Consider the following 25,725-nt stretch of genomic DNA (forward strand, 5'->3'; position numbering starts at 1 on the left):
ACTCACCGAAGTGACAATTTCCGGGCTTTCCAGAGCTGACGTCTCATCACATCGTGGTGGGCTGCAGGGCCGTCGGTGACGTATCAGGATTCGGACTGCCCGGCTCCGCCGATTCATCGCGCCGTCCCCGCCCGTTCGCCCCGTCGTCACGACGCCCTCGTACGACGAGCACGATTCCCGCCACCGCGAGTACCCCGCCAAGGACGCCCGCACCGACCGGAAGCGTCTCGCCGACCAGCTCCAGACGGCTGCTGTCGTCCTCGGCGAGCTTGACCTGGGCCTTCTGTGTGGCCGGGGTGAACGCGATCCGCTCGCTGTCGAGCAGCACCGTCGCGTCCTTGTCGGAGCCCGGCGCGCGCAGCGTCTTGCGGGGGCCGATCGCGGCGTAGATGATCCGGCCGGTGCGCTGGTCGGCGACCAGCTCGATGCCGTGGTTGGCGTAGTACTCGTCCGCGATCACCTGGCTCTTCTTCGGCTGCCCCACGAGCCTGCCGGGCACCTGGCGCGTGCCCGTCTTGGTCGCCTTCACGGTGCCGGTGAAGCGGAGTCCCTCGTACCCCTGGATCTTCTTCGTGCCCCGGTAGGTCAACGGCACGGTGGCGCCCAGCGTGCCGTCCCACCAGCGGTAGGACCGCTTCTCCACGTCGAAGGGAAACTTCAGATAGGCCTCGCCCTCGAAGTACGGCTCCTCGCCGCAGCAGTGCACGGGAGCGTTCGTCCGCCGGTCGGTGACCCAGCGCTCCATCGTCCACTGGAGCGAGTCGTGCGGGTCGGCCGCGGGCAGCGACTTGTCCGGGTCGACGGACGTGGACACGTCCCAGACCGCGCGCCCGCTCTCCTCGCTGTCGGCCACGTCGCCGCGCACCTGCCGCGTGATGGTGAGGTCCTGGTCGCGGACCGTCTTGATCTTCTCGGTGTCGAAATAACTCCCCTTGCCCTCGAAGACGGTGGTGGTGTCGATATCGATCGGCGTGCGTTTCGCGCGTGGCTCGACGTACCAGGCCAGCATCGGTGCGAGCACCAGAAGAAACACGCCAAGACCGAGAAGGACCAGCGAGAGCGGAGAAGCCGTGCGGCGCATGGGGGTCACTCCTGGGCTGAGGGCGGGAGAAGTGTTACCGAGCCGTATGGGCCGGGAACCGTAGGCGCACCCTTGACGAGGTGTCAATGCATTGCCGACACTGGGCACTCGCCGGACGGGGCCGGCGTGGACTGTGCGACCAGCGACTTCATGGCGAGAGCCGCTCGACCATGACCAGGGACTGCGTGACCGGGGTGGGGACGACCTCCGACAGAGAGGCTGACCCTCGCAATGCACCGACTGCTCGCCGCATCACTCACCGCCGCCGCCGCGGCGCTCCTCGCCGTGGGCGCGGCGCTCGGCATCGTCGCCCTGCTCAACGCCACGCCCGACCAGCCGAATACACCGCTGGTGCATTACGAGACGCCTGCGCGGGGGCAGTGAGCGATTGTGGCTGTTACTCGTATGCAGGCCTCCGACGCCTGGATGTCGGACGACCGCTTGTCTGAGGGCCAGTTGTCTGAGGACCGGTTGTCCAAGAGTCGCTTGTCTGAGGACCGCTTGTCTGAGGACCGGTTCTCTGAGGGCCAGTTGTCTGATGACTGCACCTCCGGCGACCGCACATCTGATGACCGCATGCCCGACGACCTGACGGCTGGTGACCGGGCGATGTCTGACGACCGGTTGTCCGACGACTGGACCTCCGACGACCGGTCCTCCGACAACCGGTCCTCCGACCACCGCTCCGCCTGGCGCGACGTCCCCCCGCACCAGGTACGCCAGTTCGCCGCCCTCGCCCTGGAGGAGGTCCCCGCGCTCGCGCAGGACATTCTGCGGGAGATCCGCGCCGAGTACCCCGGGCTGCCCGTTGTCCTCGACGACTCGGGCGAGCCGATGGCGTTGATCGGGATCCGCCGTGCCCTGGAGGGGTTCGTCCAGCAGCTGGCGTCGCAGGAGGGGCGGCCGCGCTATCACCTGGAGGTCTTCCAGGAGTTCGGCCGCGGCGAGGGCCTGCACGGCCGCAGCCTCGACTCGCTCCAGGCGATCTACCGCCTCGGGGTGCGCCTCGCCTGGCGCCGCCTCGCCGAGATCGGCCAGCAGATCGAGATCCCGCCACCGGCCATGTACGAACTCGCCGAGTCGGGCTTCGAGTACCTGGACGGGCTCGTCGACCAGTCCGTGCGCGGCTACGCGGAGGCCGCGGCCCGGGAGGCGGGCGAACGGCTTCGGTTGCAGCGGAAGTTGATGGAGCTGCTGCTCTCCGAGCGCCGCCCCGACTCGGGCAGCGGGGGCCCCGCGATGTCGGGGCCGGGATCGGGCTCCTCGTCAGGCTCCGGTTCCGGTTCCGGGTCCGGGGCCCTCGGCAACGGACTCGGCGAGCGCGCCGCCCGGGTCGGCTGGCAGCTGCCCGAACGCGTTGCCGTGGGCGTCCTGTTGCGCCCCGCGAGGGAGGCCGTCGCACCGGCCGTCGGGCAGGGCGTGCTGCTCGACATGGAGGCCGAGCAGCCCCGCATGGTCGTGCCCGACCCCGACGCGGCCGGGCGCCCGGAGCTCCTGCGCCGCGCCATGGCGGGCTGGTCGGGAGCCATCGGCCCGCCCGTGCCGCTCGCGGACGCCGCCAAGTCGCTGCGCTGGGCCGAGGCCGCGGTGCGCCTGATGGAGCGCGGCCTGCTGCCCTCCGGTGAGGTGCTCCACTGCACCGAGCACACCGAGGCGCTGGTGCTCCTGCAGCCCGAGGAGCTCATCGAGGACCTGTCCCGCCGCTGCCTCGCGCCCCTGGAGCACTGCGGCCCCGCCCACGGCCGCCGCCTCGCCGAGACCCTCCTGGCGTGGCTGGAGACCCGCGGCGGCGCCCCCGAGGTGGCCGCCCGCCTCGGGGTGCACCCCCAGACCGTGCGCTACCGCCTCCGTCAGATCAGGGAGCTCTGGGGCGACGAGATAGACGACCCCGACCGCCGCTTCGAGCTGGAACTGGTGCTCAGGGCGCGGCGGTTGAGGGGGCAGCTGGGCAGGGCGTAGCACGGCATCGGACGGTCGGTGTCGGACGGTCAGTAGCACTGCCAGGTGAACAGGGCGCGCTCGAAGCGGAGTTCGGCCAGGTCGGCCGGGCGTATCAGCCAGTACAGGCAGCCCGTGTCGCCCCACATCATGTCCGCCGTGTCGTCCGACTCGAACTGGGCCAGTTGTACCCACTGGCCCATCTCGTCCCCGAGCCGGGGGTCGTGCCAGTCCGTGCCGGGGCCGAGCGCCGCCCGCGCCACCTCCAGTTCGACGGGGCCCTGCACGGACTGCGGGGTGCCGCCGAGCTGGTGCCCCGCCGCGTCGTCGTAGTCCAGCAGGGCGTCGGTGAACTCCTTGGAGCACAGCGGGTGTTCGTACTCCTCAAGGAGTTCGGCCTCCGGCGCGACCACCCGCTGGATCTGCGGATGCGTGGGTTCCGCGACCGTCAGGATCGCGCGCGCGGCGAGCGGCACATGGGGGTAGGGGTCGAGGTCCTCCGGGGTGGTCCGCTCGGTGACGGGCACTCCCGCGGGCACGTGGACGACGCGGGCGCCGTCCCATGTCTCGGGGTCGCCGACGTCCACCAGGGCGTCACCGTCGTCCAGTTGGCCGTCGAAGTAGAAGAAGGCCAGCGTGCCGCTCGTGGGGAACGGCACGTCCAGCGCGTCCGCGGGCAGCGCGGCGCAGTCGACCGAGGCGACGAACGACAGCGGGCCGTACCCCTCCCACACCGGCCACTCCATGTCCGCGGGGAGTCGGGGCTCGCCGCCCAACTGCCCCACCACCGCGTCGTCCCCGCCGGCCCCGGTGAGCCGGATGCCGGGCCGCAGCAGCCCCAGCCACTGCTCGGCCGCGTCGGAGGGAAGGTGGGTGTGGGCAAGGGCGTGCAGCGCGCCCGAGAGGTTCTGCGTCATGCCCTGATCATGCCTCCCGCCACTGACAACGCCCGCCGCGCCGGAGCTTTTGGTTCCGCACACAACTTTCACAGCGGCGGCTTCCGCTGTTACCGGCGGTGCACCTAGCCTCCATGCCTCATGGACTACTGCCACCCGTGCCGCAGGCACCTCAACGGCGCCCTCGCCTGCCCGGGGTGCGGAACCCCGGCCGAAGCCTGCCGGGAGTACGCGCGGTCCGTCGCCGCGCGGGAGGAGCCCGACGGGTACGACGACGCGTACGAGGACGAGTCCCCGCGCACCGGTGGCCGCTCCCGCCGCAGGGAGCGCGGCCGCAGGGCGCACCGCCGCAAGCGCCGCAGGATTCTGCTCGTCACCGCGGGCCTCGCGCTCGCGGCGGGTGGCCTGAGCCTCGCCGAACTGGGTACGGAGGGCCCGTCGGAGGAGCCGACGGCCGCCGCCGCGCCGGACGGCGACGCGGCTCGGACTCCGTCCGCGAAGGCGGCGCAGGCCCCGGAGGACGGCACGGCGACCGCGGACCAGGCGGCCGCGTCGGCCTCCGCGACGCAGGCCAACGGCATGGACGAGGGCGGGAACGAGGACAGCAAGGACAGCAAGGACGGCAAGGACGGCAAGAAGAAGTCGCGCGAGGGTAAGGAGGCGCGGGGGAGCGAAGAGGCGGGCGGCGACGGGGAGTCGGAGGGCGACGGCCCCGACCCGTCGTTCCCCACCGAGTCGGCCCCGCAGGACGACACGCCGGGCCCCTCCCGCCCCACGACACCCCCGCCCGCCTCCGAGAGGCCGGACCCGACGCCGCCCCCGAAGCCGACCCCGACCGAGACGTGCGACCGCTTCCTGTGGTGGTGCACGTAGCACTTCCTGCGGCAGCGCGTACAACGGCGCGGCGCTTCCTGCGGCAGCGCGTACAACGCGCGGCCGGGCCCCGCCCCGAAGGCGTCCCTGCTCCACCCCGCCCCGAAGGCGTCCCTACTCCGCCTCGCCCAGCATTCTCCGCAACAGCCCCCGCAGGGACACCCGCTCCTGGTGCGACAGCTCGGCCAGCGGCTCGCGCGCGAAGTTCAGTGATTCCCGCAGGCTGCGGGCGACCCGGGCGCCCTCGGCCGTGGGCGCCGCCAGCTTCACGCGCCGGTCGGCGGGGTCGGGCCGCCGCTCGACGAGACCGCGCGCCTCCAGGCGGTCGACGATCCCCGTGATGTTCGACGGCTCGCACTTCAGCTTCCGCGCCACGCGCCGCATCGGCATCGGTTCGAGCGAGAGCAGCCCGAGGACACGGGCCTGCGCCCCGGTCAGCGCGTGCTCGGCGGCCGCCTCCTCGTACTCCTCGTGATAGCGCCCCACGACCGTGCCGATGAGCTCGACGACTTCGAGGGTCAGCGGATCGATGCGGCGGGCGGAGTCCGGGTCGGAGCTGCTGCTGGTCATGGCCACCAGGTTACCCATTTACTTGACATTGTTAAATATTGAGGAGCATGGTTGTTTCAGAACCTGAAGCATTTCTGAGGCCGTGCGCGGCACCCGCGCCGGCGAGCACCAGGAGGACGCCCCCTTATGTCCGTCACCCCCGAGCAGCTTCCCTCCGTCAGCCGTGAATGGCACCTCGTGCGGCGCCCGGAAGGCTGGCCGGTCCCGGAGGACTTCGCGCTGCGCGAGGTTCCCGTCACCGCCCCGGCCGAGCAGCACGTCCTGGTCCGCAACCTCCACTTCTCCGTGGACCCGTACATGCGAGGCCGGATGAACGACGTGAAGTCGTACATCCCGCCGTTCCAGCTGGACCACCCCATGGACGGCGGCGCGGTCGGCGAGGTCGTCGCGTCGAACGCCGAGGGCTTCGCGGTGGGCGACCACGTCCTGCACTTCGGCGGCTGGCGCGAGTACGCCACCGTTCCCGCCCGGCAGGCCACCAAGGTGGACCCGCAGGCCGCGCCCCTCTCCGCCTACCTCGGCGTGCTCGGCATGACGGGCCTGACGGCGTACGCGGGACTGCTGGAAGTGGCCTCCTTCAAGGAGGGCGACTCCGTCTTCGTCTCCGGCGCGGCCGGTGCCGTCGGCAGCCAGGTCGGCCAGATCGCGAAGCTGAAGGGCGCCTCGCGCGTCGTCGGCTCCGCGGGCTCGGACGACAAGGTGAAGCTGCTCGTCGAGGAGTACGGCTTCGACGCGGCCTTCAACTACAAGGACGCGAAGCCCGTCGTCGAGCAGCTCAAGGAGGCGGCGCCCGACGGCATCGACGTCTACTTCGACAACGTCGGCGGCGAGCACCTGGAGGCCGCCATCAGCCGCATGAACGTGCACGGCCGCGCCACCATCTGCGGCATGATCGCCGGCTACAACGACACCGAGCCGACCCCCGGCCCGACCAACCTCGCCATGGTCATCGGCAAGCGCCTGCGACTGCAGGGCATGCTCGTGGGCGACCACGAGGCGCTGCAGCCCGAGTTCGTGCGCGAGGTCGGCGCCTGGGTGCGCTCCGGTGAGCTCAAGTACCGCGAGACGGTCGTCGAGGGCGTCGAGAACGGCGTGGATGCCTTCCTCGGCATGCTCCGCGGCGAGAACACGGGAAAGATGATCGTCTCTCTCGGCTGATCGCCCCCATGGACGCACTTCCGGTATCCGATAACCTAATTCCACAAGCCGTGGTTGTGGGCGCGCACCACGTCACATCTCAGGAGGAATCGGCAGTTATGTCCATCCAGAAGATCGACGTCAAGTACACCGCCGTCGCCACCGCCGAGAACGGCCGCGACGGCCGTGTGGCCAGCGACGACGGCAAGCTCGACGTCGTCGTGAACCCCCCGAAGGAGATGGGCGGCAGCGGCGCGGGCACCAACCCGGAGCAGCTCTTCGCGGCCGGCTACAGCGCCTGCTTCCAGGGCGCCCTCGGTGTCGTCGCCCGCAAGGAGAACGCCGACATCTCCGGCTCGACCGTGACCGCCGAGGTCGGCATCGGCCAGAACGAGGCCGGCGGCTTCGGCCTGGAGGTCGCGATCACGGCCTCCATCCCGAACGTGGACGCGGCCACCGCGCAGTCCCTGATCGAGAAGGCCCATCAGGTGTGCCCCTACTCGAACGCCACGCGCGGCAACATCAAGGTCGAGCTCGCGGTCGCCTGACCGGCGGCGTACGCGCGTGAGGGCCGCACCCCGGCGGGGGTGCGGCCCTCCGTCATGTCCCGTGCCGGATCAGCCCGTCGCGAGCGCCGCCTCGTGCACCACCCGCGCGAGCCGCTCGTTCTCCGCCGCGGGTCCGCCGGGGAACGCGAACCGCCGCCGCGCGTACCCGTACGCGAGACCGCTGCGCGGATCGGCGAACGACTGCGAGCCGCCCGCGCCGCTGTGCCCGATGGCGCCCGCGCCGAGGAAGGGGTACCAGGCCTCGGCGGTGGCCTGGAAGCCGACCGCGAACACCTTGTGGACCCCCGCCACCAGGTCGTGCCCGATCGACTGGATCTGCCCGAACTCGGCGAGGGTGTCGGGCTTCAGGAGCGCCTCGCGCCCCTCGATCCCGGTGGTCGCGGCGGCGTACATCCCCGCGAGGCCGCGCGCCGAGGCCACACCGCCCACCGACGCGGGCCCCTTGGCGCGTACGAGGCGGGAGTTGGGCAGCGCCTCCAGGTCGGTGGGGAGCGCGGCGTTGCGGTTGAAGGCGATGGAGTTGAGGGTGTGGGGGCCGGTCGGCTGTGCCGCGAGGAGCGCCTGCTGCTCGGGCGTCGGGGCCATCGGCAGGACCGAGTGGAACCGTCCCTCGTGCTCCTCGGGCAGTCCGAGGAAGAAGTCGAGCCCGAACGGGGCGCGCACCCGCTCCTCGTACAGCTCCTGCAGGGTCCGCCCGGTGGCCCGGAAGACCACCTCGCCGGCGAGCGCCCCGATGGACAGGGCGTGGTAGCCGAAGGCGGCGCCGGGGCGCCAGTACGGGCGCTGCGCGGCCAGGCGCGCGGCGACCGCACGGTCGTCGGCGAGTTCCTCGGGGGAGAAGCCGAAGGCGGCGCCGGATACTCCCGCGCGGTGGGCGAGCAGCTCGCGCAGGGTCACCGCCCCCTTGCCTTCGGCGGCGAACTCCGGCCAGTAGTGGGCGACTTCGCGGTCCAGGTCGAGCACGCCGTCCTGGACGAGCAGGGCGACGACGAGGTGGGCCGCGCCCTTCGTGGACGAGTACACGCCGTACAGTGTGTCGGCGCCGGTGTCGGGCCCCACCCACAGGTCGACGACCTTGCGGCCCTTGACGTACGCGGCCAGCTGTCCCGCGTAGCGGGGCTCCTCGTCGGCGAGGACGGCGGTGAACTCCTCGCGCACCGCCTCGAATCCTTCGGCGACGGTGCCCTGCACCTTGATCTCACGGGTCATGAACGACTACTCCTCGGGGCGCGACGGAAGACGTGGTGGTCCGGTCAACCGCCGCGCCCCGCCCCGGCATTCCCTCCCGGGCGTCAGCCGACGCTCAGCAGCGCCCTTCCGACCTGCGGGAACACTCCCTTGGGGTGGTCGCGAAAGAGCGGCTCGGTGCCGAAGAGGACCACGTCCGTGCGCCCCGCGGTCCCGCTGATCACCGAGGCCCGGCCCGCGGCGGCCGCGGGCCCTCCGCCGCCGTCCTCCGCGGCCCGCCAGTGCCCGGACACCAGCGGGTCGCCCGTGCCGTACCTCTGCTCCACGCGCACCTTCGGACCGAGGCCGGTGAACCACATCGGCGCGTAGACGAAGCTGTGGTCCGGCGCGCCACCGGTGATCGGGCCGCCCGAACCGGTCACCCGCACCACGCCGTTGGCGTCGCCGTTGCCCTCCACGGGCTTGACCGCGAGCAGCTTCGCGTCGGCGTTCAGCGCGGCACCGGTCGCGCCCCGCCCGACCAGACCGCCGCCCCGGGCGAGGAACCGGTCGAGCCCGGCCTTCGCCGCCGCGTTCAGCTCGGCGCGGTCGAGCCCGGCCGACACGAAGAGGACGTCCGCCTTCCTCCAGTCGAAGCCCGCGTTCAGGACGCCGGTCGACACCGGCACCACGTCGAAGTTCATCTCCCGCAGCGCGAACAGCTCACCCGGCGTGACGGCGGCCGCGACCCGCGTGCGGTGCAGCGCGGCGCCGCCCTTGTTCTTCGTCGCGTCGAAGGACACGTCGTACGTCCTGGCCGCGGCGGTCGCGGCACGGCGCGCGGACGACGGCAGGACGGCGTTCCCGTCCCGGTCGCGGCGCGCCGGAACGTCCTGTGCCAGCAGGGAGTTGAGCGCGGCCACCTGGCGCGGGTCGTCGAGGCGCAGGCGCAGGTCGCCGCGCGGCGCCACGTATCCGACGTGCGCGGCCGCGTGCACCGGCCGTGTGCGCACGCCGTCCAGGTCACCGCCCTTGACCGCGTCCACGCTCGCGCCCCACAGACGTCCGAGGCTCCAGCCCGAGATGTCGTACATGGCCGACACCTTGTCGCTGATGTCGCGCCCGTCGGCCAGCATCACATTGGCCAGGCCCCGCTTGGGCTGGTGCATGTCGACGACGTACGAGCCCTTCGCGTACGTACGGCCGCCGAGCCGGAAGGGGTGCTTCGCGCGCTCCACGCGGACGTCGTTGGCGAGCAGATGGTCCACGAGGCGGGCGGCCGCCGTCGCCGACCGCTGACCGCGCCCGCCCTCGGCGCCGTCCGCCGGAATCACGTACGCGCGCGGGAACTCGGTCGTGTAGACGTCCTCGGGACCGATCCCGGGCACGCCCGGCACGGTCTCCTCCGACACCGGCACCTGCGTCGCGCCCGTCGCGCCGCGCCGGAAGACCTCGATCTGGTCGGCGATCACCGACCGGCGGTGCGTGTCGGTGTAGTCGATGCTGGCGCGCATGGCCGCGCCCGCGATGTCCACGTTGATGGCGGCCCTGCGGCGCAGCTCGGCCACCGGCTGGGTCTCGTACTCCTTGTTGTTCACCTGCATCGGGAACTCGATGGTGTGCGTGGCGACCGCGCCGTGGAAGGGCATGTACTGCGGGGTGAAGATCGGCGGCCAGTCGTCCCAGCCCTCCTCCTGGTCGCGGAAGGGGATCACGGCGGGCTTCACGCCGTCCTTCTCCTCGGTGTATCCGAGGCCGTTGACGGCGGCCTCCATGCCGAGGGCGTTGGCGTAGGAGTTCTTCAGGAAGAGGTCGTACTCGTAGTTCTCGCCGTGCGGGGGAGTGGTCGGCTCGATCAGCGTGCCGTTCACGTAGCCGTGCAGGTCGATCATGACCGCGGGCTGCTTGGCGATGGCGATTTCGCGGACCGCGCGGGCCTCGGGCTGTGAGGCGGTGATGAAGTCGCGGTTGAGGTCGAAGCCGTTCGCGTTGGCGCGGGTGCCCGCGATGCGGCCGTCGGGGTTGGTGGTGATGTTGAAGTAGAGGCGGTTGTGCGCGAGGAGGTCCCGGCTCTTCTTGTCCTTGGCCTCGGCGAGCTTCTCGATGAGCCTCAGGGCCGCGTCGGTGCCCTCCCACTCGTTGCCGTGGATGTTGTTGTTGACGAAGACGGGCGTCTTGTACGAGGACTTGATCGCCCCGTCCTTCGCGGCTCCGGCCGGGTCGTTCTCTATTCGCTCCCGCATCCGCGCCTGCCGGGCGGTCTCGCGCGCGGTCTCGGGGGCGGTGACGGTCACGAGGTAGAGCTGGTGCCCGCCGGCGGAGCGACCGGCGATCTCCACGCTCACGCGGTCGCCGACGCGCTGCAGGGCGTTCAGCTTCGGGGCTATGCCGTGGTACGGCGTGAGCCCCAGTTTCATCGACTTGTCGGCCGGATTCTCCGGGGGCGGGTCGAGCCGCTGTTCGCGCGGATATCCGCGGCCCTTGTCGTCGGCGAACTCCGGGGTCCGTGCGTCCGCGAGGGCGCGGTCCGCGGCGTCCCGAGGAGCCTTGGCGGCCCGGTCGGCGCCGAGCGGCGACCCCTCGCGGGTGACCGGGCGGGGCGTCGGGTCCGCGGTCGCGCTGCCCGGGGCGAGCGCGGTGAGGAGCAGCGCGCCCGCCGTGGCGGCAGCGGTGAGCAGAACGGGTCTGGATGGCCGGGACATTGGCCGTGATATGCCCATACGTACCTCCGGGAGATCGGTAAGCGAGGTCTTACCGGTTCAACTCCCGTACAACAAGAGGGCCTTGCGCCCCACCTGTGACAGTCCTGGCACACGACCTCGAACAAACCCCCGGCGACCTGCGGCTAAGGTGTGCCGCATGCGCGATCTCGGTGTGGGCTTCGGTTACTTGATGAAGGGCCAGCGCTGGGTCGCCCAGCACGGCAAGCAGTACGGATGGGGGCTGCTGCCCGGCCTCATCACGCTCGTCCTCTACGCGGCCGCGCTCGTCTCGCTCGCCCTGTGGGGCAGCGATCTCGTCGGCTGGGCCACGCCGTTCGCCGACGACTGGTCCTCGCCCTGGCTCGGCCTCTTCCGCGGCTTCCTGACCGCCCTGCTCTTCGCCCTCGCGCTGCTGCTGTCCGTCGTCACCTTCACCGCGGTGACGCTGCTCATCGGGGAGCCCTTCTACGAGTCGCTGTCCGAGCAGGTCGACATCTCCGAGTGCGGCCACGCCCCCGAGTCGGGCCTTCCGCTCTGGCGCGACCTGTGGATCTCCGCGCGGGACAGCCTGCGCATCGTGGTGCGCGCGGCGCTGTGGGGCGTCCTGCTCTTCGCGCTCGGCTTCATCCCGGTGGTCGGCCAGACCGTGATCCCGGTGGTCGGTTTCTGCGTGACCGGCTTCTTCCTCGTCGAGGAGCTCACCGCGGTCGCGATGCAGCGCCGCGGTGTCCAACTCCGCGAGCGCCTGGCCCTGCTGCGCGGCCGCAAGCGGCTCGCCTGGGGGTTCGGGACGCCGCTCGCCGTCGCCTTCCTGGTGCCGTTCGTCGCCGTGTTCCTGATGCCGGGCGCGGTCGCGGGCGCGACGCTGATGGCACGGGACCTGCTGGGCGAGAACGGCCCGGACGGCGACGGCTCACCTGCCGCCGCCGGAGGTCAGGACGACGAGGCGGCGACCCCGAGGATCCCCCGTACCTGAGCGACGATGTCGAGCCGGTTCCGCACGAACTCGGGATCGGTGACGGCACCCGTCGCCGGATCGGTGTTCCCCGCGCCGAACCGCAGGACGGGCGTGTGCACATGGCCGCCGGGCAGCCTCTCGTGCAGCCCGAGCCGGTCCCGCAGGAGCGTGGCGCGGTAGGCGATCTCGTTCGACAGGTAGTTGCCCCCGCCGCCCTCGCGCGCCGTCGACCCCTCGGTGGGCCCGCCGGGCCTGGCCACGGGCTCACTGCCGCCCGCCGGGATCTCGGTCACCGACGTGTTGTCGTACACGGGGAAGCGGCCGGTCCGCGCGGCCACGATGTCCTTGTACGGGAGGGTCGTCGACGTCCACTGGGGCTGTGTGGCGGGATCGCGCACCGGGACGGTCCCGGCGCGTGAGAGGTTGTCGTTGTCGGGGGAGCCGCCCCGCCAGGCGCCGTTGGTCCGCTCGATGTCGAACTTGCCCACGCGCCCCTGGCTGATGGTGGTGAACAGGTCGACGCGCGGCAGATGCGGCCGCAGCGCCCGCTCCACGGCCCCCTCGGTGAAGTCCTGCCAGCGCACGGGGAAGGTCACCGCCTCGACGCGGGCAGGCCCGTCGGCGGTCCGGATCGTCGTGCCGTCCAGGGCGAGCGCGGCGGCGCCCGACGGGTTGCTGATCCGGACGTCCCGGTCGAGCGTGAACGGGTCGAAGCCGGTCACGAGGATGCGCTTGACGTGCCCCTTGCCGCGCCCGCCGGGGTAGTGGACGGCGTCCTGCCCGCGCGAGGTCCGCTCCAACTCCCCTATGAGCCGCGCCCGCTGCCCGTCGTCGAGCCGGAAGCGGCCGGGCTCCCACTGCCGGAGCTCCCGCGTCATGCCGAGCCGCGCCCAGTACAGCGGCCGGTCGTCGTCCCGGCTGAGATCGCCACCGGCCGGGCCGCGCCCCTGAGCGCGGTCGACGGCCCGCCGCCACAGCGCCTTCCCTTCCCGTACGACGAGACGCCGCGCCTGGCCGTAGGAGTGCGCCCTGTCCAGCGCGCGGGCCAACTCCGGCGCGGCGGAGTCGAATCCGCTGCGCCGCAGGATCTCCTGCGGGGCGGCGCGGTCCAGCCGCAGCTCCTCGGTGGTGGGGGCGGTGCGGCCCGCCGGGGCGGCGGAGGCGGGCGCGGGGGCGGCGAGCCCGGCCAGCAGGGCGGCGACGCCGAGGGCGCCAAGTCGTGAGAGCACGCGAGTCCTTCCGTAACCGGTGGGGTGGCGGAAGTATCGCGGGACGGGAGGGGCGAGCGCTACGGGGTGCCGACCACGGGCCGGGGGCTACGACGCCCTGCGTGTCATCCGGACGCGGGCGGCGGCCGCGAGCAGCGCGCAGCCGACCACCCCGACGACCAGGTCCGTCCACGCGGGCGCGCCGGCCTCCCGCAGCAGGGCGGAGACGCCGAAGCTGGTGTCCCAGCCGGACTCCGTGACGGCGGAGCCGAAGCCCTGCGCGACCAGGATGAAACCGAAGAGCGCCAGCAGGCCCTCGGAGGACTTCTTGGTTTGCGTTGCCATCTGCGTATCTCCCCGAAAGCGGCGCCGTGCGTGGGGCGCCGCTCTTCCGTCGTGGCGCCGTGTGTGCGGCGCCGCCTGTTCCGATGCGGTCGCATCAGATCATGCACGCAGCCGGGTTACGATGCAACCGCATCGAAAACTTCACGCCCCGCCCGACGCTCCTGGAAGGAGCCACCTCACGTGCCCAGACAGGTCGACTACGAGGACCGCCGCAGCCGCATCGCCGAAGCGGTCTGCGCCCTGATCGCCCGCTCCGGGATGGAGTCCGTCAGCCTCCGCGACGTCGCCGCGGAGGCGAAGGTGTCGATGGGCGCCGTCCAGCGCTGCTTCCGCACGAAGGACGAGATGCTGCTCTTCGCCCTGGAGTCCATCTCGCGCCGGGTCGGCGAGCGTGCCAGGGCCCGCATCGAGACCTCGGACTCCCCGCAGTCGGCCGTGACCCTGCTCGACCGCACCCTGTCCGCGCTCGCGTTGGTGGAGGAGGAGGACCGGACGGAGGCACGGGTCTGGGGAGCCTTCGTGGCCCACGCGGCGGTCAGCGACGAACTCGCGGCGGTCCTGCGCGAGACGTACGGGAAGCTGCACGAACTCCTGGTCTGGCTGATCGGCTACGGCAAGGACACGGGCGAACTGCGCCCCGCCCTGGACCCCGCGGCGGAGGCCCACGCCCTGGTGTCCCTGACGGAGGGCCTCACCGCCCAGGTCCTGGTGGGCCACCACACCCCGGAGTCGGCGCGGGGGGTCGTCGAGCGGTACGCGGAGGGGTTGAGGGCGTAATTCGGCCACTGGGGGCGCCGGTCGCCGGGTACGGCCGCGCGAACGGACCACCGACGAGTGAATCGGTTGTTGGGTGTGTGATGTGGATCGGCTGTTGGGCGTGCGGTGCGGATCGGCCGTCGGGTGCGCGGCATGCAAGGGCCGTCGGGTGTGCCGCACCCACCAGCTGTTGCTCGCGTCGCACGGTCTGCCGCCGCTCGCGTCGCACGGTCTGCCGCCGCTCGCGCTGCGCGGTAGGCCGTCGACCGCGTGCCGCGTGCCCCGGCTGTCGGTCCCGCGTCGCGCACCCGCCGCGTGGACCGGCCATCGGCCTCGCGCCCCGTAATTCGGTTGCCGCCTCCGCCCCGCCCCGTGAAGCTCGGCCCATGACCACCATTCCGGCCGTCGCCGCCCTGCCGCTGATCGTGCTCGCCGCGTCTCCGGTGCGGGGCCGGCGACAGACCGGCCGCACGCGGAGGTCGAACGCCGCGCGCCCATGAGCGCGGTCCTGGTCGCGGGGCTTCTCGCCGGGTACGGCATCGCCATGCCCGTCGGCGGCGTGGCGACGTACCTGGTGGCGCTCACCGCGCGCACGTCCCTGCGGACCGGCGCCTGCGCGGCCCTCGGCGTCGCGACCGCCGACGGCCTCTACGCCCTGGTCGCCGCGGTCGGCGGCGCCTCGCTCGGTGGCGTCGTCGAACCGGCCGTCGTGCCGCTGCGCTGGGCCTCGGTCCTGGTGCTGCTCGCCCTCGCGGCGCGCGGGGCCACGGTGGCCGTACGCCAGTACCGCGGACGCGGCACGGCCGCGGGCAGGACCGGCACCCCGCCCGGCCCCGCCCGCGCCTACGCCGCCCTGCTCGGCATCACGCTCCTGAACCCCGCCACGGTGATCTACTTCGCCGCACTCGTCCTCGGCAGCCCCGCCACCGCGTCGCTGACGCACCTGGAGCAAGTGGCCTTCGCCCTGGCCGCGTTCACCGCGTCGGCGAGCTGGCAACTCCTCCTCGCGGGCGGCGGCGCCCTGCTCGGCCGCGCCCTGACGGGCCGAAGGGGCCGCCTGTTCACGGCACTGGCGTCGAGCGCGATCATCACGGGCCTCGCGGTCCATCTCCTCACGTCGGCCTCGTGAGCGGGTTCGGCGCTCCGGCTCGGGCGGCGCCTCGGCCGGTCGGCCTGCCGGCGACGCGTTACGGGGCGCGGGCCACGCCCCGTCACCCCGCCGGACAGGCCGCCCGCAGCGCCCGCAGGAAGGACGTCACCGAGGGCGGCACCGCGCGGCCCCGTGGCGTCGCCGCGTACACCGCGCGCGTCGGGGCGGAGTCGTCGCGCAGCGGGACCAGCGTGATGTCCGGGCGCACCGACTCGGCCGCCAGCGCCGGGACCAGGGCCACGCCGAGCCCCGCGGCGACGTACCCCTGTTTCGCCGTCCACTCCGCGACGACGTGCGCGACGCGCGGCCGGAAGCCGTGGTGGAGTGCCGGGTGCAGCAAGGTGCCCTCGACGCGCGCGCTCCCGGATATCCAGTCCTCGTCGGCGAGTTGGGGCAGCCCGAGGCGGTTCTCGGACGCCAGCGGGTGGGCCGAGGGCAGCGCGACGTACAGCGTCTCGTCGAGCAGGTGATGCAGCTCGTACGCGTCGTCGGGCAGCGCGCCTCCCGTCGTCGAGACCACCGCAAGGTCGAGTTCGCCCTCCGCGAGGCGGGACAGGAGTACGGGCGTGAGCCCCTCCTCCCGGGTGAGGACCACGCCGGGGTGGCGGGCGCGGAACTCCGCCAGCGCCCGCGGCACGAGCCCCGCGTCCGCCGTCGCGAACGCCCCGACCCGCAGCAGCCCTCCCGATCCGTCCCGCAGTGCCGCCAACTCCCGCTCCATGCGCCGCAGTCGGGCCAGCACCTCCTGCGCGTGCGGCACGAGGGCGCGGCCCTGAGCGGTCGGGCTCACCCCGCGCGGAAGGCGGTCGAAGAGCGGGGCTCCGCCGAGTGCCGCCTCCAGCGAGGAGATCTGCCGCGACACGGCGGACTGCGTCCAGCCCAGCTCCCGCGCGGCCACCGTGAACGACCCGTGCCGGGCCACTTCGAGGAAGGTCCGCAGCCAGACGGTCGAGAGGTCGGAGGGAGGGGCGTCCGCCGGGCGTGCGGTGGCTGCCGGTCGCGTGGCGTCCGCCGGACGTGCGGTGGCTGCCGGTCGCGTGGTGTCGGCCGGGTGTGCGGTATGCGGGTTCGGCATGGCTCGCATGCTAGAGACTCGCTTGTCGCATCTCCGGGCCGGGCCTAGCGTCGGGCGCATGGAAAAGATCGCATTCCTCGGCCTCGGCCACATGGGCGAGCCGATGGCCCGTCAACTCCTCGTCGCAGGCCACCCATTGACCGTCTGGAACCGCACCGCGGCGAAGGCCGACCCCCTCGTCGCGGCCGGGGCCGAGGCCGCGGCGAGCCCCGCCGAGGCCGTGCGGGACGCCGGCGTCGTCATCACGATGCTCGCGGGCCCCGACGCCGTACGCGAGGTCGCCGCCGCCCTCGTCCCCGCTCTGCGCCCCGGCGCCCACTGGGTGGAGATGTCGACCGTAGGGCCCGATGTCGTAAGGGAGTTGGGGGAGCGGGTCCCGGCGGGCGTCACCCTCGTCGACGCCCCCGTCATGGGCAGCACCGACAAGGCCGCGACCGGCCGCCTCGGCATCCTCGCGGGCGGCGACGCGTCCGGCGTCGAGCACGTCCTCGCCCGCTTCGGCCCCGTCACCCGCACCGGTGCCCTCGGCTCAGGAGCCGCGCTCAAGCTCGTCGTCAACACGGCGGTCATCGGCGGCGTCGCCCTCGTCGCCGAGGCCATGAAGCTCGCCGACGCCCTCGGCCTGGACGAGGCCACCGCCAGGGCCGCCCTCGCCGAGGGGCCGCTCGCCGGCGCGGTCGCCCGCGCCTTCGCCGCCGACGTGCACTTCGGCAGCGACCTCGCCGTCAAGGACGTCGGCCTGGCCGCAGGCGTGACCCGGCTGCCGGTCATGGAGGCGGTGTCGGGCCACTTCGAGGCGGCCGCCGCCGACCCGGACGTCGTCCACGAGGACATCGCCCGTGCCGTCACCCGCATCCGCGCCCGGCGCGACACCTGACCGGCCCACGAAAACGCGACACCTGACCGACCCGCGAAAAGGAGAGAGCGCCATGCAGGTCACCCTCGGCAACCCCGCCGCCGCCCCCAGGCCCCTCGGCCCCTACTCCCAGGTCGCCCGCGTCCAACTCGCGGACGGCGGAGCCCTGTTGTACCTCTCGGGCCAGATCGCCGAGGGCGGCGACGTCGCCACGCAGTCCCGGGGGATCTTCGAGACCCTCGACGTCCTCCTGAAGGCCCACGGCGCCACGCTCGCCGACGTGATCAACATCCGTACGTTCATGACGGACATCGGCACCCTCGCCGCATACGCCGCCGTACGCGGGGAGTTCCTCACCGGAACCCCGCCCACCAGCACCACCGTCGAGGTCCCGCGGCTCTTCCGCCCGGAGGCGCTAATCGAGGTCGACGTCGTGGCCGCCGTCGGAACCGCGGCCGGACCCCTCCCCGAGTAGCGAGAGGAAGTCCCTGAACGCCCCCGGCATGTCCACCGATTCGGGGTCGAGCAGCCACTGGTACTGCAACCCGTCCATCACGGCCGTCATCAGCGGGGCGGCCGCCTCCGGGGTGAGCCCGCCCGGCAGCCGGTCCCCGTACTCGGCGCGCAGCACCGCCGCGAAGTTCGCCCGCACCGCCTCGTACCGCCCCGTGAAGAAGTCCCGCGCCGGATGGCCGTCCGTGACGCTCTCGCCGAGCAGGGCCGAGAAGGTTTGCACGATGCCGGGGCGCATCGCGTTGTACTCGACCAGCGAGCCGAGCAGATCGAGCCGCCACTCGCCGCGCGGCACCGCGTCCCACTGGTCGCGCGCCTCCAGGACGGCGACCAGCAGGGCGTCCTTGGTGGGGAAGTAGTGCAGCAGGCCCTGCTGGGTGAGCCCGACCCGCTCGGCGACCGCCCCGAGGCTCGCGCCCCGGTATCCGCGCTCGGCGATGACCTCGAACGCCGCCCGGAGGATCTCCGCGCGCCGCTCCTCGCTCCTGGCCCTGGCCGCCATGGCCCGCCCCTTTCCTGAAGTCCCTGCTCGGAGGACCGTACGGCATCCAGGAGTAACGGAAAGGTAACAAAAACTACTGATCTACAGGTGTGAGATGCAGGATGGAGGCACGGTACGGACTCAACGAGGAGGCACCGCCATGGCGGGAACCCGGCCCACCGAGACCACGCGGGCGGACCAGGACCAGGGCGCGGACGGCGACCAGGGGCGGGGCCTGACCAGGGACCGGGACCGGGGCCGGTACCTGGACCGGGCCGGAGAGGCCGCCGTCGAGGCCGCCCTCGGCAAGCTCGATCTCGACGCCAAGGCCCGTCTGCTCGGCGGCCGGAACATGTGGGAGCTGCACGCCCTGCCGGAGATCGGCCTGAAGCCCCTCGTGATGTCCGACGGCCCGATCGGCGTGCGCGGCGTCCGCTGGACCGCCGACGACCCCTCCGTGGCCCTGCCCTCCCCGACCGCCCTCGCCGCCACCTGGGACCAGGACCTGGCCCGCCGCGCCGGCGCGCTGCTCGCGCAGGAGGCCCGCCGCAAGGGCGTGCACGTCCTCCTCGCCCCCACCGTCAACCTCCACCGCTCCCCGCTCGGCGGCCGTCACTTCGAGGCGTACAGCGAGGACCCGTACCTGACCGGTGTCATCGGCACCGGCTACGTCCAGGGCGTGCAGTCCGGCGGCGTCGGCACGACCGTCAAGCACTTCGTCGCCAACGACGCCGAGACCGACCGCTTCACCGTCGACAACAAGATCGGCGCGCGCGCCCTGCGCGAGCTGTACCTCGCGCCCTTCGAGGCGATCGTCGAGAACGCCCGCCCCTGGGGCATCATGACCGCGTACAACCAGGTCAACGGCGTGACCATGACCGAGCACCGCTACCTGGTCAACGACGTCCTGCGCGGCGAATGGGGCTTCGACGGCTGCAACGTCTCCGACTGGATGGCCGCCCGCTCCACCGTGGGCGGCATCGAGGGCGGCCTCGACGTCGCCATGCCGGGGCCCCGGACCGTGTACGGCGAGCCGCTGGCCGCCGCCGTCCGCGCGGGCGAGGTCACGGAGGAGACCCTCGACGGCGCCGTCCGCAACGTCCTGCGCCTCGCCGCCCGCGTCGGTGTCCTGGACGGCGCGGAGCCCGCCGTCACCGAACCGCCCGCCGATATCGACGGCGAGTCCCTGGCCCGCGAGATCGCCCGCCGCGCCTTCGTCCTCGTACGCAACGAGATACGCAACGAGATACGGAACGAGGTGCGGAACGAGGTGCGGAAAGAGGCGGGCAACGAGGTACGGAAAGAGGCGCGCAACGAGGCACGCGGCGAGGTACGCAACGAGGTACGCGGCGCCCGCCGCGCCCTGCCGCTGCCCCGCACCGGCACCGTCGCCCTCATCGGCGCGGCGGCCCGCGACGCCCGCGTCCTGGGCGGCGGCTCCGCCACCGTCTTCCCCGCCCGCGTCGTCTCCCCGCTCGACGGCCTGACCGAGGCCCTTCCCGAGGGCGCGCTCTCGTACGCCGTCGGAGCCGACCCCAGCGACGAACTCGCCCCGGCCGACAAGGGGTTCGTGCTCCGCGCGGTCTGCCGCGACGCCGACGGTGCCGTCCTCGGCGAGGGCAGCCTCCCCACCGGGCAGGTCCAGTGGATCGGCGACGACCTGCCCGCGGGCGTCACCCACGAGAGACTGGCGAGCATCGAGGTCGTCGGCACCTTCACACCGCGCGAGAGCGGCGAGCACGTCTTCGGCACGCGCGGCCTCGGCGCCTTCACGCTCGCCGTCGGCGGCCACGTCCTCTACGACGGCGTCCAGGAGACGGGCTCCGAGTCCGACCCCTTCGAGGCGTTCTTCGGCTCGCCCGTCGAGCGCGGCAGGGTGGCGCTCACCGCGGGCGAACCCGTCGAGATCTCCCTGCGGCACCCGCTCGGCAAGGCGCCCGCGGCCCCGCTGCCGGGTGTCATGTTCTCCCTGGTCCACCTCGGTCCGCGGCGCGGCGGCGACGAGCTGATCGCCGAGGCCGTCGAGGCCGCCCGCGGCGCCGACACCGCCGTCGTGGTCGTCGCCACCACCGAACGCGTCGAGTCCGAGGGCTTCGACCGCCGGGACCTCGCGCTCCCCGGCCGCCAGGACGACCTCGTGCGCGCGGTGGCCGCCGCCAACCCGAACACCGTGGTCGTCGTCAACTCCGGTTCCCCGGTGGAGCTTCCGTGGCGCGACGACGTCGCCGCGGTGCTGCTCGGCTGGTTCCCCGGCCAGGAGGGCGGCGCCGCCCTCGCCGACGTCCTGCTCGGCGTCGAGGAGCCCGGCGGCCGACTCCCCACCACCTGGGGCGACGTCGCGTCCGCGCCCGTCACGAAGGTCACCCCGACCACCGGTGAACTCGCCTACACCGAGGGCGTGTTCATCGGCTACCGCGCCTGGGAGAAGGCCGGCGCCACCCCGTCGTACGCCTTCGGCCACGGCCTCGGCTACACCGACTGGACGTACGAGTCGCTGACCGTCGAGGGCACGACGGCCACGGTCCGCGTCCGCAACTCCGGTGACCGCGCGGGCCGCGAGGTCGTCCAGATCTACCTGGCGCCCACGCAGCTCGATCCCGCCCGCCCTGTCCGCTGGCTGGCCGGCTTCGCGGGCGTGACGGCGGCGCCCGGCGAGAGCGTGGAGGTGACCGTCGAACTCCCTCGCCGGGCCTTCGAGATCTGGGACGAGAACGCCGGCGCATGGGCGTACCAGAGCGGTTCGTACCACGTGGAGGCGGCCCGCTCCGTGGCCGACCGCCGCCTGAGCAGATCCCTGAGGGTCTGAGCAACGCCTCAGGGGCGCGGGGCGTCAGCGCGACGAGAACGCGTACACGGTCTCCGACAGTTCACTGCGCATGATCGCGACCCGGCGCCGCGCCGCCGCCCGCTACGCCACGGGCTTGGGGGACGTCACCTGCCGATAGGCGATCTCGGCGAGCCGCGACTGGCCGTTCTTGCTGGGGTGGAACCAGTCCCAGTGGCTCAACTGGTCGCCGTCGAAGCGGTAGTCGAAGACCGCCCCGCCGTCGTACCGACAACGGCGGTCCTTCGCACACACGTCCTTGAGCACGTCGTTGTACGCGATCACGCGGTCCTGCACCGACTCGCGCCGCTGGGTCGCCTTGGTGTCCAGGTCGTCGGGGTCGGCCAGCATCGAGGAGCAGATGCCCAGCTTCCACACCTGCTTGCCCAGCGGATTGGTGCGCCCGGTCGACCAGAGCCGCTTCAGGTCCGGCACCGACGACACGTACACCTGCGTCTTCGGCAGCGCGCGCCGCAGCGTGCGCATCGCCTCCTCGAAGTCGGCGCGGAACTCGCCGACGGGCGTCATCGCGGCGGCCGAGGAGCGGCAGGCGTCATTGGCGCCCACCATCACGGTCATCAGCTCGGGCCGCTCGGCGGCGGCCTGTTCGATCTGCTCGGACAGGTCCGTCATCCGGGCGCCGGTCTTCGCGTGGTTCCAACTGTGCGAGACGGCACGCTCCTTTCCGAGCAGCCGTGTCGCGAGGCTCTTGATCTCGGGGTCCGAACCGGTCGCCCAGGACACCTCGGGGCAGTCGGAGAGCACCGAGCAGGCGTCGAAGCCCCGGGTGATGGAGTCCCCGACGGCGGCCATCGAGCGGGGCGAGGTGTCCCAGGTGGGGGTGGGTTTGGGGGAGGGCTTGTGGGCCGATGGACCGTTCGGGGCCGAGGAGTTGCCGCCCTGTGCGTCGCACGCCGTGAGTGTTCCGGTGCCGAGCAGGGCCGCCGTCGCGAGAGCGACGACGGCACGCGAGCGGTGCCTGTGGTTCCGCATCCCCTGGTCCCCTCTGTCGTCCAACGTGACGTCGTGCGCGTGCCCGGGGTTGCGCCCCGCCGGGTGAAAGGTCGGAGTTTCCTGGCCTCCGGACCGACGGTACGTCACACTCCTTGCGCCGCCGCACGGTAGCCTCGGCCCGTAGCTGCCGGGCCACTGCTGTCACGGCAGCGACAGGGCGGGTGATCCACCCGGTGGCGCCCCGCTGTTGTGGTTCCGCTAAATTACATCACGTCACATCTGTCCCCTTTTTCTAGTTTTCTCTAGTCTTTGGGAAAATCGCTAGTCTTTGGGAAAATCGCTCGGCACGGGCGCGAGGCCGCTGGGGAAGGCGAACCTCGACCCACACTGGAGGTCCCGGTGACGACACGTGGAGTTCTGTATGTGCACTCCGCTCCGCGCGCGCTGTGCCCACACGTCGAGTGGGCTGTCGCGGGCGTGCTCGGTGCGCGTGTGAGCCTCGACTGGATCAGGCAGCCCGCGGCGCCGGGCACCTGGAGATCCGAATTCTCCTGGCAGGGCTCGGTGGGCACCGCCTCCAAGCTCGCCTCCGCCCTGCGCGGCTGGGACCTGCTGCGCTTCGAGGTCACCGCGGAGCCCTGTGCCACGGCCGAGGGCGAGCGCTACAGCGCCACTCCCGAGCTCGGCATCTTCCACGCCGTCACCGGCATCCACGGCGACATCCTCATCCCCGAGGACCGGCTGCGCGCCGCGCTCGCCCGCTCGCAGCGCGGCGAGAGCGACCTGGAGGCCGAGCTCGCCAAGCTGCTCGGCAAGCCCTGGGACGACGAACTGGAGCCGTTCAGGTACGCGGGCGAGGGCGCGCCGGTGCGGTGGCTGCACCAAGTGGTGTGACGTGACGCGAAGGGGCCCCACCGAGCGGTGGGGCCCCTTCGCGTCACGTACAGCCGGGTCGGACGGCTACCGCCGGATCAGACGGTCCGGAACGCCAGGACGACGTTGTGGCCGCCGAAGCCGAACGAGTCGTTCAGCGCGGCGATCCTGCCCTCGGGCAGCGGACGCGCCTTGTCGCGGACGATGTCCGCGTCGACCTCGGGGTCGAGGTTGTCGATGTTGATGGTCGGCGGGGCCATGCGGTTCTTGAGCGCGAGGACCGTGGCCACGGTCTCCACGCCGCCCGCGCCACCCAGCAGGTGACCCGTCATCGACTTGGTGCTGGAGATGGCCATGTGGCCGACGTCGTCGCCGAAGGCCTTGCGCAGCGCCTTGATCTCGGCGACGTCGCCCTGCGGCGTCGAGGTCGCGTGCGCGTTCACGTGCATGATCTCGGCCGGCTTGAGGTCCGTCGTGTCGACCAGGTTCTGCAGCGCCGCCGCGATGCCGTTGCCGGAGGGCTCGGGCTGCGTGATGTGGTGCGCGTCGGCCGAGATGCCCTGGCCGACGGCCTCCGCGTAGATCTTCGCGCCGCGGGCCTTGGCGTGCTCCTCGGACTCGAGGACGATCACGCCGGCGCCCTCGCCGAGCACGAAGCCGTTGCGGTCGGCGTCGTAGGGACGCGAGGCGCCCTGCGGGTCGTCGTTGTTCTTGGACATCGCCATCATGTTGCCGAACGCGACGATGGGCAGCGGGTGGATCGCCGCCTCCGTGCCGCCCGCGACGACCACGTCGGCGCGGCCGGTGCGGATCATCTCGATCGCGTAGCCGATGGCCTCGGCGCCCGAGGCGCAGGCCGACACCGGGGTGTGGACGCCCGCGTGGGCGCCCAGCTCGATGCCGACGTTGGCCGCCGGGGAGTTGGGCATCAGCATCGGCACGGTGTGCGGGGAGACGCGGCGTACGCCCTTCTCCTTGAGCACGTCGTACTGGTCGAGGAGCGTGGTGACGCCGCCGATGCCGGAGGCGATGACCGCGCCCAGGCGGTTCGGGTCCACCGAAGTGTCCTCGCCGGCCTTGGCGGTGTAGCCCGCGTCGGCCCAGGCCTCCTTGGCCGCGATCAGCGCGAACTGCGCCGAGCGGTCCAGCTTGCGGGCCTGCGGGCGGGGGATGATCTCGCCGGGCTCCACGGCGATCTGACCGGCGATGCGGACCGGCAGCTCGGCCGCCCAGTCCTGTTCCAGCGTGCTGACGCCGGAGCGGCCCGCGAGCAGGCCCTCCCACGTCGACGCTGCGTCGCCACCCAGCGGTGTGGTTGCGCCGATACCGGTGACGACCACGGTGCGATTGGTCGAGTTCACAGGAAAATTCTCCACGGTGTTGAGGGGATCAGCGGCGCCACCGCCGGGTGGCGACAGAGCACGGCTGGATCAGCCCTGGTGCTCGAGGATGTACTTGGTCGCGTCGCCGACCGTCTTGAGGTTCTTGACGTCGTCGTCCGGGATCTTGACGTCGAAGCGCTCTTCGGCGGCGACGACGACCTCGACCATGGACAGCGAGTCGACGTCCAGGTCGTCGGTGAAGGACTTGTCCAGCTGGACGTCCTCGACCGGGATGCCGGCGATCTCGTTCACGATCTCCGCGAGACCGGCGACGATCTCTTCCTGAGTGGCGGCCATGTTGGCGCTCCTTCGTATGTATCCAGAGGGTGTGGCGCCCGCCGCGGCAGCGGCAGGTTGGTTGCAGCCGTACGGATCGGAAGATCCGGACGTGATGCCTAGGGGAGGGTAACGACCGTGGCGGCGTACACGAGACCCGCCCCGAAGCCGATGACGAGCGCGGTGTCGCCGCTCTTCGCCTCACCGGTCGCCAGAAGCCGCTCCATGGCGAGCGGAATCGAGGCGGCCGAGGTGTTTCCGGTGGTCTCCACGTCACGGGCGACCGTGACGTGCTCCGGCAGTTTCAAAGTCTTCACCATCGAGTCGATGATCCGCATGTTGGCCTGGTGCGGAATGAAGACGTCCAGGTCGTCCGCGGTGATTCCGGCCGCGTCCAGCGCCTGCTGGGCGACCTTCGCCATCTCGAACACGGCCCAGCGGAACACCGCCTGGCCCTCCTGCGTAATGGCAGGGAACTTGTCGGGGGCGCCGTTGCGGTACGCCTCCCAGGACTCGGTCTGCTTGATCGTCTCGGACTTGTCGCCCTCCGAGCCCCAGACCGTCGGGCCGATCCTCGGCTCCTTGGCGGGGCCGACGATCACGGCACCGGCGCCGTCACCGAACAGGAACGCCGTCGCGCGGTCGTGCAGGTCGGTGAGGTCGCTCAGCCGCTCCACGCCGATGACCAGGACGTACTCGGCGGAACCCTCGACGACCATGCCCTTGGCGAGGGTCAGGCCGTAGCCGAATCCGGCACAGCCCGCGGAGATGTCGAACGCGGCGGGCTTGCCCGCGCCGATCTTGTCCGCGATCTCGGTCGCGATGGCCGGGGTCTGCTTGAAGTGCGAGACGGTGGACACGATCACGCCACCGATCTGCTCGGGCGTGATGCCCGCGTCGGCGATCGCCTTGCCCGCCGCCTCGATGGACATCGCGGCCACGGTCTCCTCGTCGGAGGCCCAGTGGCGGGTGGCGATGCCGGAGCGGGAGCGGATCCACTCGTCGGACGAGTCGATCGTCTCGAGGATCACCTCGTTCGGCACGACGCGGGTGGGCCGGTAGCCGCCGACGCCCATGATCCGCGCGTACGGGGCGCCCTGGCTGGGCTTGATCTTCGACATGCGCTACGGCTCCTTGTCTG

25 protein-coding genes are annotated in these 25,725 nt (G+C 72.3%); 12 read left to right on the forward strand and 13 right to left on the reverse strand.

The window, feature by feature from the left end; genetic code table 11:
• Nucleotides 1-46: 46 nt before the first annotated feature.
• The gene (gene pgfA / locus ACZ4D5_RS03270) at nt 47-1,081 is read right to left on the reverse strand and encodes a cell envelope lipid trafficking protein PgfA (protein ID WP_467770597.1); all 1,035 of its coding nucleotides are present in this window, start codon (nt 1,079-1,081) and stop codon (nt 47-49) included.
• Between the two features lie 231 nt (nt 1,082-1,312).
• On the opposite strand from pgfA, the gene ACZ4D5_RS03275 reads away from it, so the two are divergent.
• Nucleotides 1,313-1,465, forward strand: a complete 153-nt coding sequence (locus tag ACZ4D5_RS03275; RefSeq protein WP_467770598.1) for a hypothetical protein — start codon at nt 1,313-1,315, stop codon at nt 1,463-1,465.
• A gap of 192 nt (nt 1,466-1,657) precedes the next feature.
• Nucleotides 1,658-3,040, forward strand: coding sequence for a PucR-like N-terminal domain-containing protein (locus tag ACZ4D5_RS03280; protein WP_467770599.1), 1,383 nt, complete (start codon nt 1,658-1,660; stop codon nt 3,038-3,040).
• 29 nt (nt 3,041-3,069) lie between these two features.
• Here ACZ4D5_RS03280 and ACZ4D5_RS03285 read toward each other — a convergent pair whose 3' ends face one another.
• On the reverse strand, nt 3,070-3,936 hold the full coding sequence (locus tag ACZ4D5_RS03285) for a YwqG family protein (protein WP_467770600.1): 867 nt from the start codon (nt 3,934-3,936) through the stop codon (nt 3,070-3,072).
• A 120-nt stretch (nt 3,937-4,056) separates the two neighbouring features.
• On the opposite strand from ACZ4D5_RS03285, the gene ACZ4D5_RS03290 reads away from it, so the two are divergent.
• On the forward strand, nt 4,057-4,788 hold the full coding sequence (locus ACZ4D5_RS03290; RefSeq protein ID WP_467770601.1) for an SCO2400 family protein: 732 nt from the start codon (nt 4,057-4,059) through the stop codon (nt 4,786-4,788).
• Nucleotides 4,789-4,902: 114 nt separating this feature from the next.
• On the opposite strand, the gene ACZ4D5_RS03295 is transcribed toward ACZ4D5_RS03290, so the two are convergent.
• On the reverse strand, nt 4,903-5,376 hold the full coding sequence (locus ACZ4D5_RS03295; RefSeq protein ID WP_467770602.1) for a MarR family winged helix-turn-helix transcriptional regulator: 474 nt from the start codon (nt 5,374-5,376) through the stop codon (nt 4,903-4,905).
• 108 nt (nt 5,377-5,484) lie between these two features.
• Between ACZ4D5_RS03295 and ACZ4D5_RS03300 the strand changes: the two genes are divergently transcribed.
• Together ACZ4D5_RS03300 and ACZ4D5_RS03305 are read left to right on the forward strand one after the other, a co-directional pair.
• Nucleotides 5,485-6,516: an NADP-dependent oxidoreductase gene (locus ACZ4D5_RS03300; protein ID WP_467770603.1), complete on the forward strand. Its 1,032-nt coding sequence runs from the start codon at nt 5,485-5,487 to the stop codon at nt 6,514-6,516.
• Between the two features lie 98 nt (nt 6,517-6,614).
• Nucleotides 6,615-7,043, forward strand: coding sequence for an organic hydroperoxide resistance protein (locus ACZ4D5_RS03305; RefSeq protein WP_467770604.1), 429 nt, complete (start codon nt 6,615-6,617; stop codon nt 7,041-7,043).
• Between the two features lie 69 nt (nt 7,044-7,112).
• Here ACZ4D5_RS03305 and ACZ4D5_RS03310 read toward each other — a convergent pair whose 3' ends face one another.
• Both ACZ4D5_RS03310 and ACZ4D5_RS03315 read right to left on the reverse strand, forming a co-directional pair.
• The gene (locus ACZ4D5_RS03310; RefSeq protein ID WP_467770605.1) at nt 7,113-8,273 is read right to left on the reverse strand and encodes a serine hydrolase domain-containing protein; all 1,161 of its coding nucleotides are present in this window, start codon (nt 8,271-8,273) and stop codon (nt 7,113-7,115) included.
• 83 nt (nt 8,274-8,356) lie between these two features.
• Nucleotides 8,357-10,933, reverse strand: coding sequence for a M14 family zinc carboxypeptidase (locus ACZ4D5_RS03315; RefSeq protein ID WP_467770606.1), 2,577 nt, complete (start codon nt 10,931-10,933; stop codon nt 8,357-8,359).
• Nucleotides 10,934-11,090: 157 nt separating this feature from the next.
• On the opposite strand from ACZ4D5_RS03315, the gene ACZ4D5_RS03320 reads away from it, so the two are divergent.
• Nucleotides 11,091-11,909, forward strand: coding sequence for an EI24 domain-containing protein (locus ACZ4D5_RS03320; protein ID WP_467770607.1), 819 nt, complete (start codon nt 11,091-11,093; stop codon nt 11,907-11,909).
• Here the strand turns inward: ACZ4D5_RS03320 and ACZ4D5_RS03325 are convergent.
• Both ACZ4D5_RS03325 and ACZ4D5_RS03330 read right to left on the reverse strand, forming a co-directional pair.
• Entirely contained in the window at nt 11,867-13,120 is a 1,254-nt protein-coding gene (locus ACZ4D5_RS03325; RefSeq protein ID WP_467770608.1) for a pyroglutamyl-peptidase I, read from the reverse strand. The genes ACZ4D5_RS03320 and ACZ4D5_RS03325 overlap by 43 nt on opposite strands.
• A gap of 87 nt (nt 13,121-13,207) precedes the next feature.
• Nucleotides 13,208-13,444 carry a hypothetical protein gene (locus ACZ4D5_RS03330; RefSeq protein WP_467770609.1) on the reverse strand — a complete coding sequence of 79 codons (237 nt, stop codon included), beginning with the start codon at nt 13,442-13,444 and terminating at the stop codon, nt 13,208-13,210.
• Between the two features lie 180 nt (nt 13,445-13,624).
• Here ACZ4D5_RS03330 and ACZ4D5_RS03335 point away from each other — a divergent pair, with 180 nt between their 5' ends.
• Together ACZ4D5_RS03335 and ACZ4D5_RS03340 are read left to right on the forward strand one after the other, a co-directional pair.
• Entirely contained in the window at nt 13,625-14,221 is a 597-nt protein-coding gene (locus tag ACZ4D5_RS03335) for a TetR/AcrR family transcriptional regulator (RefSeq protein ID WP_467770610.1), read from the forward strand.
• A 475-nt stretch (nt 14,222-14,696) separates the two neighbouring features.
• On the forward strand, nt 14,697-15,329 hold the full coding sequence (locus ACZ4D5_RS03340; RefSeq protein WP_467770611.1) for a LysE family transporter: 633 nt from the start codon (nt 14,697-14,699) through the stop codon (nt 15,327-15,329).
• Nucleotides 15,330-15,411: 82 nt separating this feature from the next.
• On the opposite strand, the gene ACZ4D5_RS03345 is transcribed toward ACZ4D5_RS03340, so the two are convergent.
• Nucleotides 15,412-16,425 carry a LysR family transcriptional regulator gene (locus tag ACZ4D5_RS03345; RefSeq protein WP_467770612.1) on the reverse strand — a complete coding sequence of 338 codons (1,014 nt, stop codon included), beginning with the start codon at nt 16,423-16,425 and terminating at the stop codon, nt 15,412-15,414.
• Between the two features lie 58 nt (nt 16,426-16,483).
• On the opposite strand from ACZ4D5_RS03345, the gene ACZ4D5_RS03350 reads away from it, so the two are divergent.
• Together ACZ4D5_RS03350 and ACZ4D5_RS03355 are read left to right on the forward strand one after the other, a co-directional pair.
• The gene (locus ACZ4D5_RS03350) at nt 16,484-17,302 is read left to right on the forward strand and encodes an NAD(P)-dependent oxidoreductase (RefSeq protein WP_467770613.1); all 819 of its coding nucleotides are present in this window, start codon (nt 16,484-16,486) and stop codon (nt 17,300-17,302) included.
• A gap of 52 nt (nt 17,303-17,354) precedes the next feature.
• Complete coding sequence (locus ACZ4D5_RS03355; RefSeq protein WP_467770614.1) at nt 17,355-17,756, forward strand: RidA family protein; 402 nt, start codon at nt 17,355-17,357, stop codon at nt 17,754-17,756.
• Here the strand turns inward: ACZ4D5_RS03355 and ACZ4D5_RS03360 are convergent.
• Nucleotides 17,697-18,296, reverse strand: coding sequence for a TetR/AcrR family transcriptional regulator (locus ACZ4D5_RS03360; protein WP_467770615.1), 600 nt, complete (start codon nt 18,294-18,296; stop codon nt 17,697-17,699). The two genes, ACZ4D5_RS03355 and ACZ4D5_RS03360, sit on opposite strands and share 60 nt — an antisense overlap.
• A 139-nt stretch (nt 18,297-18,435) precedes the next feature.
• Between ACZ4D5_RS03360 and ACZ4D5_RS03365 the strand changes: the two genes are divergently transcribed.
• The gene (locus ACZ4D5_RS03365) at nt 18,436-21,081 is read left to right on the forward strand and encodes a beta-glucosidase (protein WP_467770616.1); all 2,646 of its coding nucleotides are present in this window, start codon (nt 18,436-18,438) and stop codon (nt 21,079-21,081) included.
• A gap of 102 nt (nt 21,082-21,183) precedes the next feature.
• Here ACZ4D5_RS03365 and ACZ4D5_RS03370 read toward each other — a convergent pair whose 3' ends face one another.
• Entirely contained in the window at nt 21,184-22,092 is a 909-nt protein-coding gene (locus ACZ4D5_RS03370) for an SGNH/GDSL hydrolase family protein (RefSeq protein WP_467770617.1), read from the reverse strand.
• A gap of 360 nt (nt 22,093-22,452) precedes the next feature.
• Between ACZ4D5_RS03370 and ACZ4D5_RS03375 the strand changes: the two genes are divergently transcribed.
• Nucleotides 22,453-22,947, forward strand: coding sequence for a DUF3145 domain-containing protein (locus tag ACZ4D5_RS03375; protein ID WP_055700593.1), 495 nt, complete (start codon nt 22,453-22,455; stop codon nt 22,945-22,947).
• Between the two features lie 77 nt (nt 22,948-23,024).
• Here the strand turns inward: ACZ4D5_RS03375 and fabF are convergent, their stop codons facing one another.
• The 3 genes from fabF to ACZ4D5_RS03390 all read right to left on the reverse strand — a co-directional run bounded on the left by fabF (nt 23,025) and on the right by ACZ4D5_RS03390 (nt 25,705).
• The gene (gene fabF, locus ACZ4D5_RS03380; protein ID WP_467770618.1) at nt 23,025-24,287 is read right to left on the reverse strand and encodes a beta-ketoacyl-ACP synthase II; all 1,263 of its coding nucleotides are present in this window, start codon (nt 24,285-24,287) and stop codon (nt 23,025-23,027) included.
• A 69-nt stretch (nt 24,288-24,356) separates the two neighbouring features.
• On the reverse strand, nt 24,357-24,605 hold the full coding sequence (locus tag ACZ4D5_RS03385) for an acyl carrier protein (protein ID WP_016642582.1): 249 nt from the start codon (nt 24,603-24,605) through the stop codon (nt 24,357-24,359).
• Between the two features lie 98 nt (nt 24,606-24,703).
• On the reverse strand, nt 24,704-25,705 hold the full coding sequence (locus tag ACZ4D5_RS03390) for a beta-ketoacyl-ACP synthase 3 (protein WP_467770619.1): 1,002 nt from the start codon (nt 25,703-25,705) through the stop codon (nt 24,704-24,706).
• Nucleotides 25,706-25,725 lie beyond the last annotated feature (20 nt).

Source organism: Streptomyces sp. NPDC025651 (assembly GCF_055558735.1).